This is a genomic window from uncultured Corynebacterium sp., from assembly GCF_946998835.1.
In the GTDB taxonomy this organism is placed as follows: Bacteria; Actinomycetota; Actinomycetes; order Mycobacteriales; family Mycobacteriaceae; genus Corynebacterium.
Window position 1 is genome coordinate 1 of record NZ_CAMQAZ010000046.1, and the last position, 10,801, is coordinate 10,801.

Genomic DNA, 10,801 nt, shown 5'->3' on the forward strand with positions numbered 1-10,801 from the left:
ATCTCCAGCAGGGAGACGTCGAAGGTACCGCCACCGAGGTCGAAGACCAGAATGGTCTGCTCCTTGTCGGACTTCTCCAGACCGTAAGCAAGCGCGGCAGCAGTCGGCTCGTTGACAATGCGCAGGACGTTCAGACCAGCAATCTGGCCTGCTTCCTTAGTTGCCTGACGCTCAGCGTCGTTGAAGTAAGCCGGAACGGTAATGACCGCATCAGTGACATCATCACCCAGGTAAGACTCAGCGTCGCGCTTCAGCTTCATCAGCGTACGAGCGGAAATCTCCTGCGGGGTGTACTTCTTGTCATCAATCTCAATGTTCCAGTCAGTACCCATGTGGCGCTTGACCGAACGAATAGTGCGATCGACGTTAGTGACAGCCTGGTTCTTAGCCGACTGGCCAACCAGGACCTCACCATTCTTTGCAAATGCAACCACCGACGGGGTGGTGCGCGAACCCTCGGAGTTCGCAATCACCTGAGCCTCTCCGCCCTCGAGGACGGAGACACAGGAGTTCGTCGTACCCAAGTCAATACCAACAGCGCGTCCCATGATGAACACCTTTCTAGAGAAGTAAAAGAATTGCCCTTAAGTCTTACGCGCTCAAGTCTGCATTGCCGTAGAAAATCTGTCAAGCAAACTTGAGCGTGTCCGACTCAATGTTTGTCATGCAGTGCAACGGGCTATAGAGCAAAGTTATTCCCACCCGACTCAACTTTTCTGGAAAGTTCTACATACTTGCAGGTCCGGGCCACAAAATAATTTTTAGTAACTTGCCCCGGGAACTTTCCTGCAATACAAACCGACTAATCCCCTGACACATTGTGCAGCTACCGGCTCATCGGCAGCGCAGGGCTGGCCAACCCCAACCCCACCCTTCCGAATCAGCTCTGGCGACTCCGCAATACACGTCCAATTTTCCCTGACGGGGCAATCGAGCCAAGAATTCATCCCGCATATTTGGGAGTTTTCCATGCCTGAAGAAAAGCATTCCCACATCCGTCTATGAACTGGGTCGAAAAGGGCCACGATGATGCCTACCTCGTTCCGACTGTGGACCTGGTCGAGAAGTCTGGGGACGACGGACACGACCATGGGAACGGTCACCACGGCAGCAGCAGCCACGGCGACCACGATCACGGCACCGCTATCTCTGCCTCCGCTTCCACCTCGACCTCCCCTCTGTCCCGGCCTACCGCCCAATCCCAATTGACCAGGCAACGCGGATTGTCGCCGCATCGGCGGAACCACCCAGCGCCTCCTGCACCCGCTCATAGCTGTCGTCATCCATGTCGTCGGGAAGCGGGACCTCTATGGGACTGAACCAACGGTCCAAGGTGGAGCACATCTTAAACCTGTCGAGTCGGAATGTTCGCCAGTCGTCGCGGAGCTCATCCCATGCGAGCACGTAGGGACGGCCGAGGTCGACAATGCGCACCGGGCGGATAATCCGCGCTGTCGGCTCGTCGTTTCGGTCGCCATAGAGGATGGACAAGCAGCGCCTTTCTGCAATGCCGGCTCGAACCATGTCCACGTGTTGCTCAAACAAGTCCTCGCCGGTGAGGTAGTCGCGTACGGAGGGGTCGCTTGAGCCGGTACCGTAACCTTCGGGAAGCTCCTCCAAATAGTCCGACTCATCCATCTCTTGGGTGTCCAATAAAAGCATGATGGCGTCCCCTCCTTCTGGCCATTCAACGCGCCAGTCGTCGGGGGCTGCCTCATAGAGGTTCACTAGACGAGTGTCGAATATGTCCGCCCGGCGGACGTTCAGGCCATTCGGTCCGGTAACCAGACTCGTCATCAAATCTGCGGTTGTGCACTTCTCGGAGGCATACGCATCAAACACAGCCTCCGTATTCAGCGCTACCTCCGGGTTCCTCCAGGACCTTTCGATATCCTCCACTGCTCGCTTATCCATGCGCTTCAACGGCGACTCCGGGATTCGCGAGTAAATCGCCTCATCAAAGCAGTCGAGGTCAACATTCTGCCCGCCGTAGTCAACCCGGCAGTGGTCGAAACGTCCAACCAACACCTTGCCGGAAAGGTTTTGCAGCGCATACGCGACCTCGGCGCCATCATCCCCGTGTTCATCACAGAGCTCTTCAAGCCAGTCAGGGCAGGGGAAGTAAATCAACGCCTCTCGGCCAATAAACCCGTGCACTGAAAGGAATCGACTCCCACTGAACGGGTTGCGGTGAATCTCGGGCTCCCACAAGTATGATGCCGTGACTACCGCCTGCCCGTAAATAGGCAGGCCAGTATCCACTTCAGTATCGAGCAACTGCCCGAAGCTCGTCCCCACGATGTCAGCCTTGGAGCAAAGCTGGCAATCCACAGCCGCATAGTGGTCGAAGGGGTCATGGTGTACGTCTGTGCTGATTGCCCCACCCCACGACAGCGTGGGCAGGGACACCCCAAACAGCACGCGCCGCCATTCCGGCATCGTCTCAGTTCGAGCTGAAAGGCTCATCGTCGCCCGGGCATACCGCCCTTCGTCACCCAAAAGTTCTAGAAATCTGCTTGCCGACGCCCACTGCGCTCTCGCCGGTCGGTCCATCATCGACAACAGTGCTTCATTACCTCTCGTGATAGAAAACCCGAGGCAACCGCCAATATCTGTCATGATGCGACCGAAGCTAAAATCCTCGTTGATCTCTTGGAAACTGGCGGCCAGCGGGTAATTGCTTGCCGACGGCACACCGACCTGCGACGGGAAACTTCCATCCAGCAATTCCCTGTCGATTGCGATGGGGAACTGTAAGCGCGATGCCCCAAAGCTGCCGCCCCACTCCAGCGGTAGGAAGTGCCCGGTGAACAGTGCTTTTCCGGAAACTATCGCCCCCACGGGGTACGGTTCGACCGCTTCAAAAGTGCCCGAAGCGAATGGGTGCGGTGCGCAACAGTGCAGCTCCTTCCCGTCTTTAAACCGCAGGATCAACTCCCAGAATTCTTTTTCAGTCATTGCGTTCTGATGCCGGGTGGCGCTGACAACAAGCGCGGCAATTTCTTCCTCCGGTCCGGTGAGCTCCGACAGATTCGTGCACTCCACCCCAGTCTCATCCTCGGCTTCCTCGCACGAGTTGAACCCTTCTTCCCACAGCTGTGAGCGGAAGACGCGCACCGATGCGACGTCAAAAAGCGCGGTCAGCGCAAGATATCCAAGCTGGCCGACAGTGGACTTCAGGGGCACCTGTGGGAACTCGCCTTCCTCCATATATCCCTCCAGCAGGGAGTCCACAATGGAGAACTCACCAGGCCCCTCGAATGGGTCGGATACGTGCAGGTGCGCGCCAAGGTTGAGCGGCACGTACTTCAGCGCAGCCTCAATCTCAGAAGAATCCTCAACTGTCGGTGAATCCACATCAAGCCACTGCAGGTCAACCTGCAAGGTGGAGGAATCAGACGCGGCTTCATTGTCTTCATAGTTTTCGTCGAAGGGAATCAGCCCACCACTGTCGAAGAAACACTGCCCTAAATTGCCGTGTTCCTCTCCACCATCGACCGCTGCAACAAAGGTCAAAGCCTTATTTTCATGGGAAAAGAACCCGGGCACCACATTCAATACCCCCACGTTGACAGCCGCCCCCGATGCGTCCACCGCCATTCGGGCAAGAATCGGACGTCCGTCTTCGTCGTCTTGCAACGGCACCAAATCAACCTGCGTCACCTGGCCCCGACTAAAAGTCCCCTCCAACGTCGTGTACGCCCACGACCAGTCTTTGCTGGAAATATCGAAACCAACCGATGCACTGTAGCCCGCCGTATGAGCCATAGCTTGTCTCCTCTAATCCGTTGGGACTTTCGGCTGCTCATAGTGCCAGTCGCTTTACGACGACCGATACCCCAAGGTCTTCACGACCCGACCAGCGGTTATGCCCCCTCGAGCAATGACACCTGCATCATATAATTAGGCCCGGATTGAGTCAGGCGGAACTTTTGACGTATTCGAAAACCGTTCGAAGGCGCCATTTCCACACACTAAATACAAAAGTCGAGCTAGGACTTCTACTTAGCTCTTCCAAGCAGAAGTTCTAGCTCGACGTTAGTCAGCAACTTAAGAGGCTATCTACCTGCACTAGCCTCACGAATGGCTGCAGTATTCTGCGCGATTCGAATCACGGCAATCATACCTTCAAGCCCCAACCGGACTGCGACGATTTGGAGTAGAGCAGGAATCCAGCCAAACAACAGGATGCCAAAACCAGCCAGGAAACCGGCACCAACATCTTCGCCCATCCCGGAAAAACCTGCGATGACAAAGAAGAAATAAATCAACGCGGCAATTGCGATATTGATGATGTAGATGAACTTGGCAAACTGAATGGTGATGAAGCTGGAAAAGCTGAAATCGAAAAGCGCCTGGAAAAACCCACGCGATTCTGCTTTCACCGTTGCTGCCTGAAATCCAGCTGACTGCCCATACTGGCTGTTAGACCCGGTTTGGTACCCATTGCCAGCACCAGCTCCAGCTGCACCCGGGGTACCCGCATTATTGCTAGTTCCGTAGTTGTAGTTACCCTGCTGCGCCCAGGTGTCGTACGACTGTCCTCCAGTTCCGGCGCTATTCGCCGATTCGCTGTACGGGCTGTTCTGGCTGTCACCGCTGCTGCTGTGATTTCCAGTGTTGTAGCTGTCGTTGTTGTAATCAGACGGGTTCTGATCGGTCATCAGATGTTTTTCCTTTCCTATCCGCCCACCCGTTTACCGAGCTGGCCCCTGCCTGCATTTCACCACATGCAGAGCTGTTTTATCTGAGAATCTAAAGATAGATGAGACTACGCTGGCAAAACTGCAAAAACTCTAGCCGGGAAGCCGGTCCCATCCTTTGGCTTTGGCCAAGATGCGACCACGAGAGCTCCCGTTTCTGGCACCTGGTCGAGCCCAGCCAGAAGTTCGATCTGCCAGCGGTCACGCCCCAATAGATAGAGTTCCGTCGGCAAGCTGCCACCATGAGCCACGATGCCGGGGTCCGTATCAGTAGTCTCGTGCCCAATCGCCACAACGCCACGGTTGTCTATCAACCATTCGACGACCTCTACGTTCCACCCTGGGTAATGGGTCACACCCTCTTCATCCGCGTTCGCCATTGCCTCAGCGTCGGGCCACCGCTTTGACCAGTCACTGCGAAAGGCGACGAATGCGCCGTCTGGAATCAAGCCGTTGCGCTTCTCCCACGCCTGGACATCAGCAATCGAAGGGGAGAAATCATGATCCTGAGCAACGTCAGCGGTGAAATCTAGGACAACTAAAGGGAGAATCATCTGATCGACGTCAATATTGTCTAGTGTTCTCGTCTCTTGGACGAAATGTACCGGCGGATCCACGTGTGTTCCCCACTGGCCAACAAATTGGTATTGGTCAATTTCAAATCCATGGTCAGCAACGGTGAATAGTCGTGTCCGCTGCTCGTCGGGAAGCGCGGGGAATTTTGGCTGACCGGCATGAAACGCATGGGTCAGGTCAACATAGGTGTGATTTTTCCGGAGCTGTTGGGCAATGTCCCATAGTTCATGTGAATCCGTGGTTTTTTCGTTCGACATAAGGCGAAGTATATAGACTAAGCTGTCTAGTTGGCTAATGGAGTCGATGAGCACCGGGGCGAACAAAACACTCCAAATTGCCCCACACGGCATCCATCAGCCCAAACAGCCTGACGGCACCCACCACCCCCAGGTACCCTCACATACAGGAAATGCTTTTCAAGCCGCAGCCACGTTCTTCAATTTTTGAAGAGTTGGGCTGCACATCCGGCTTTCATTAACAACCAAGCCCGCACGAAGGAGTACCTAATGTCCGATTACGAAAACATCCTTACCGAAACTCGAGGCCGCGTCGGCATTATCACCCTGAACCGCCCGAAGGCTCTCAACGCGCTAAACCACAAGACAATGGAAGAGATTGGCGCAGCAGCCACCGCCTTCGACAACAATCCAGGCATCGGCGCAATTATTATCACCGGCTCCGAGAAGGCGTTTGCCGCAGGCGCGGATATCAAGGAGATGGCGGACAAATCCGGCACGGAGATGTACGTCTCGGACTGGTTCGCACGTTGGGATGTCCTAACTTCCGTCCGAACCCCGGTTATCGCCGCCGTTAACGGCTACGCACTCGGCGGCGGCTGCGAGGTCGCGATGATGGCGGACTTCATTATCGCCGGATCGAAGGCTAAGTTCGGCCAGCCCGAAGTCAACCTCGGCATCTCCCCGGGCATGGGCGGCTCCCAGCGCCTCACCCGCGCAATCGGCAAGGCTAAGGCCATGGAAATGTGCCTCACCGGCCGCATGATGGGTGCCGAAGAGGCAGAGTGCGCAGGACTGGTCGCCCGCGTCGTCGAACCGGAGGCGCTTATCGACGAGACCCTGAAGGTCGCCGACACCATTGCGTCGAAGTCACTGGTTGCCACTACCCAGATTAAGGAGCAGATCAACCAGGCCTACGAGATGACACTGTCGCAGGGCCTGCTCTTTGAGCGACGCACCTTCCATTCCCTGTTCTCCTCCAATGACCAGAAGGAAGGCATGGCCGCTTTCTCCGAAAAGCGCGAGGCGAACTTCACTAATTCCTAGCGCTCCCCCAGTTCCTTACACGCCGGGCGCGCAGCTCCGACCCCGCTGGTTTCATACAGCCAACGGCTAATTCACAGCCGACGGAACAGCCAGCCACAGAGCAGAGCCGTCAGCGGCAGAGTAGGTATCGCGTGCGCGCGGCAGGTGAGTCGGCGAACTGACAATGACGCCGGCCCGCATGATGCCGGTTGTCGACGAAGCGAAGTGTGCAGTGCCTGCCGCATTTCCAACGGTGGAGTAGGAGTTAGTTTCCACCGTGATGCGCTGTTTCGACACTCCCCCGGACACGAGCGCATCACGCATGTACTCCGCTTCGGCCTGGCAGCCAGGCTGAGTGTGTCCACCCGTGACGATGATTGGATTCAATGGGTGGCGCAGTGCCAGCGCGCGAGCGGTCTCCACCCGGGAATCCAAGACAGCGGGAGCGCTGCAGTCAGAATTCAGACGTGCGCCGAGAACAATAATCGGCACCTGCGGATCGAAAAGTGCAGCTTCAGCAGCTGTGCGTCCGACCTGGGAAACCACCAGCGGTGTCACAATTGAGTTATTCAAGACCCTGACAACATCATCACCAACCGGATTGGCGTTTGCCACGGCACCCGTACCGGCCCCGAGAACAGCACCTGCTGCAAAAACAACGCTCGCACCAGTCCCAACAATTGCACGGAAAAATCGCACCATTAAAGACCCCCTCTAAAGAATTGGCATATCGGGGACATTGCACCCCGCATGCCATCTAGCATCAGGCGGATAAATCCGCTTATGAACGTCATTAATATTAGACACCAAACAATCTAATGCCTACATAAGAATGGCGCTGGGGGTAGAAAGACACGCGCCATACAGCAGAATTCACAAGCCTCCTACCAGGCAAATCTTCGAGATAACGACTACCAACCCGTATTGAAGAGCGCATAGATTAGTAAAATTCAAGGGCTCGCATGCGCACTATTCGCCAAACAATAGAATCTGAAGTTTCTATTGTTATTTATGTTACGAATGTTGTGTATGTGAATATGCTCTGGCTTCAATTTGTTTTCAAGGATTGACCCAGCCCAACCCCTCCCCACATTTCCACAACACAGCCCTTCCTCACGCCGCACCGCACCACCCCCGCCACCGCTCCGCGCTTCCACGCTTAACGACGAAGGTGCCGCGCGCCGTCGCCAAGCGAAGACGTTAGCCCTCCCCGAATAAAACAACGAATTTTTTGCGTAATTCCCCAAATAACCGCTGGTTACACCATGTATCCATGAAATCAGCACTATTTTTCACATTAGTTAGGTAAGCATCTGCGGCTCGTGATAGAACTCACAAGAGAACTATTTTCACTCAGCCATCACCCTGGCTGAGCCAGCCTAGAAGGAACATTATGAGCGTGCTCAACCTCGCCCAGGCGGCGGCTGACACAGGGGTCCCGGAATCGACCGGGTTCACCGTGGCAGTCGGCGTTATTGGCGTCCTCTTGTCCCTGCCCTGCTGGTTCATCTTCATTAAGGGCTTCACCCACATGGTGAAGACCATCATGGTGGGCCAAAAGACGTACGGTCACACCGGTGACTGGGGAACCCGTATTTGGACCATGATCCGCGAGATCATCGGCCACACCAAGATGTCCAAGAAGCCCGGCGTTGCAGTGGCTCACTGGTTCGTGATGGTGGGCTTCCTCCTCGGTTCCCTGGTGTGGTTCGAGGCCTACATTCAGACGTTCTGGCCAGCTGGCGGTTGGCCAATCCTCAGGGACCTCACGGCCTGGCACTTCATCGACGAAATCCTCGGTGTCGGTACCACCCTTGGTATTTTGACCCTGATTCTTGTTCGTCAGACCAACCTGGGCAAGGAGCGTCTGAGCCGCTTCTACGGCTCTAACGCTGGTGCTGCTTACTTCGTCGAGGCTGTCGTCCTGATTGAGGGCCTGGGCATGATGTTCGTTAAGGCAGCCAAGCTGGCTACCTACGGCGACCACGGACAGACTGGCCCGGAAGTTTGGAACTGGGCGAACTTCGTCACCGGCGGCATTGCGCAGGTTCTGCCGTCCTCCGAAGTCATGGTGTCCATCTTCGCGCTGATCAAGCTGCTGTCCGGCATGATTTGGCTCTTCGTTGTTGGCCGTAACCTGACGTGGGGTGTCGCATGGCACCGTTTCCTGGCGTTCGCCAACATCCTGCTCAAGCGTAACGCTGACGGCTACAACGCCCTGGCTGGCGCTAAGCCGATGACCTCTAACGGCGAGATTCTGAACCTGGAAGAGGCTGACCCGGAGGTTGACTCCATGGGTACCGGCGTGGTCACCGACCACTCCTGGAAGGCCCTGCTGGACTTCACCTCTTGTACTGAGTGTGGTCGCTGCCAGGAGCAGTGCCCGGCATGGAACACCTCCAAGCCGCTGTCTCCGAAGCTGCTGGTTAATCAGCTTCGTGACCACGCATACGCTTCTGCTCCGTACCTGCTGGCTGGCGAGACCATCCAGACTGCTCGCGAGGGTGAGGGCGCTGGCGCAGCTCTGCTGACTAAGCCGCTGGTGGGCGATGGCGACGAGGGCGTCATCGACCAGGACGTTCTGTGGTCCTGCACCAACTGTGGTGCCTGTGTCGAGCAGTGCCCGGTTGATATTGAGCACATCGACCACATCGTCGATATGCGTCGTTACCAGGTTCTGGTGGAGTCGGACTTCCCGACCGAGCTGGCTGGCCTGTTCAAGAACCTCGAGACCAAGGGCAACCCGTGGGGCCAGAACGCTTCTACTCGTGCCGACTGGATTAACGAGGTCCGCAAGGAAGGCGTCGTTGTCCCGATTTGGGGCGAGGATGTCGAGAGCTTCGACGACACCGAGTACCTGTTCTGGGTCGGCTGTGCCGGTGCTTACGACGACAATGCGAAGAAGACCACCAAGGCCGTCGCAGAAATGCTCTACACCGCCGGTGTGAAGTACGCTGTGCTCTCCCAGGCTGAGGGTTGTACTGGTGACTCTGCTCGCCGCGCTGGTAACGAGTTCCTCTTCCAGATGCTGGCAGAGCAGAACATCGAGCAGCTCGACGAGGTCTTCGACGGTGTGCCGCCGAAGCAGCGCAAGATTGTTGTTACCTGTGCGCACTGCTTCAACACCTTCAAGAACGAGTACCCGGAGCTGGGCGGACAGTACGAGGTTGTCCACCACACCCAGCTGTTGAACAAGCTGGTTCGCGCTAACCGCCTCCAGCCAGTTGCTTCTGGCCAGGGCCGCCAGGTCACCTACCACGACCCGTGCTTCCTGGGTCGCCACAACAAGGTCTTCGAGGCTCCGCGTGAGCTGATTGGCGCATCCGGCGCTAACCTCGTCGAAATGCCGCGTAACAAGAACACCGGATTCTGCTGTGGTGCAGGTGGCGCGCGTATGTGGATGGAAGAGACCATCGGCCAGCGCATCAACGTCAACCGCACCGAAGAGGCTGTCGGCACTGGCGCTGAGGCAATTGCCATCGGCTGCCCGTTCTGTAAGACGATGATGAATGACGGTGTCAACAACGTCATCGAGGACGACGAGAAGAAGCCGGAAGTCCTGGACATCGCTCAGATGCTCCGTGACTCTGTGAAGGTCGACGGCGAGCTGCCACAGGCACGTGAGCCGGAGTGGATCGAGCAGCCAGAGCGTGGCTGGGTCGACCCGAAGAAGGCTGAAGAGGAAGAGCGCCTGCGCCGCGAGGAAGAGGAAGCTAAGCGCAAGAAGGCTGAGGCCGCCGAAAAGAAGAAGGCAGAAAAGGCTGCCGCTGCCGGTGCCGCTGCTACTGGCGCTGGTGCTGCTGCAGGCGCTGCCGCTAAGTCCGGTGCCCCGACCCCGGGTGGCGCACCGAAGCCAGGCGGTGCTCCAAAGCCGGGCGGTGCTAAGTCCGGCGCTCCGAAGCCAGGCGGTGCTCCAAAGCCGGGCGGTGCTAAGTCCGGTGCCCCAACTCCGGGCGGTGCTCCAAAGCCAGGCGGTGCTAAGTCCGGTGCCCCAACTCCAGGTGGCGCTCCGAAGCCAGGCGGAGCTAAGGGCGCTCCGGTTCCAGGCGGCGCTAAGAAGGGCGCTCCGGTTCCGGGCGGCGCCAAGTCCGCCAAGCCAGCTGCCCAGGCTGAGCCAGCAGCTGCAGCGGAAACCGCGGCTCCAGCTGAGGCTTCGAAGGCAGCCAAGGGCGCTCCAATTCCAGGCGGCGCACGCAAGGGCGCTCCGGTCCCGGGTGGCGCACGCAAGGCAACTCCGGCTGCCAAGCCGAAGGCCGAGGA

At 57.2% G+C, this 10,801-nt stretch carries 7 protein-coding genes; 2 read left to right on the plus strand and 5 right to left on the minus strand.

Annotated features, from left to right (window positions below; translation table 11 throughout):
- From Q0U90_RS10950 to Q0U90_RS10965, 4 genes are all read right to left on the minus strand, one after another.
- A partial coding sequence (locus Q0U90_RS10950) for an Hsp70 family protein (protein ID WP_297454978.1) occupies positions 1-548 on the minus strand: 548 nt, incomplete at its 3' end.
- A gap of 640 nt (positions 549-1,188) precedes the next feature.
- Complete coding sequence (locus tag Q0U90_RS10955) at positions 1,189-3,768, minus strand: WYL domain-containing protein (protein WP_297454981.1); 2,580 nt, start codon at positions 3,766-3,768, stop codon at positions 1,189-1,191.
- Positions 3,769-4,058: 290 nt separating this feature from the next.
- Positions 4,059-4,664: a DUF4282 domain-containing protein gene (locus tag Q0U90_RS10960; RefSeq protein WP_297454984.1), complete on the minus strand. Its 606-nt coding sequence runs from the start codon at positions 4,662-4,664 to the stop codon at positions 4,059-4,061.
- A 107-nt stretch (positions 4,665-4,771) separates the two neighbouring features.
- On the minus strand, positions 4,772-5,536 hold the full coding sequence (locus Q0U90_RS10965) for a cyclase family protein (RefSeq protein ID WP_297454986.1): 765 nt from the start codon (positions 5,534-5,536) through the stop codon (positions 4,772-4,774).
- Between the two features lie 249 nt (positions 5,537-5,785).
- On the opposite strand from Q0U90_RS10965, the gene Q0U90_RS10970 reads away from it, so the two are divergent.
- Positions 5,786-6,562: an enoyl-CoA hydratase gene (locus Q0U90_RS10970; protein ID WP_297454989.1), complete on the plus strand. Its 777-nt coding sequence runs from the start codon at positions 5,786-5,788 to the stop codon at positions 6,560-6,562.
- Between the two features lie 66 nt (positions 6,563-6,628).
- Here the strand turns inward: Q0U90_RS10970 and Q0U90_RS10975 are convergent, their stop codons facing one another.
- Positions 6,629-7,243 carry a YdcF family protein gene (locus Q0U90_RS10975; RefSeq protein WP_297454991.1) on the minus strand — a complete coding sequence of 205 codons (615 nt, stop codon included), beginning with the start codon at positions 7,241-7,243 and terminating at the stop codon, positions 6,629-6,631.
- Between the two features lie 691 nt (positions 7,244-7,934).
- Here Q0U90_RS10975 and Q0U90_RS10980 point away from each other — a divergent pair.
- A partial coding sequence (locus Q0U90_RS10980) for a heterodisulfide reductase-related iron-sulfur binding cluster (RefSeq protein WP_297454994.1) occupies positions 7,935-10,801 on the plus strand: 2,867 nt, incomplete at its 3' end.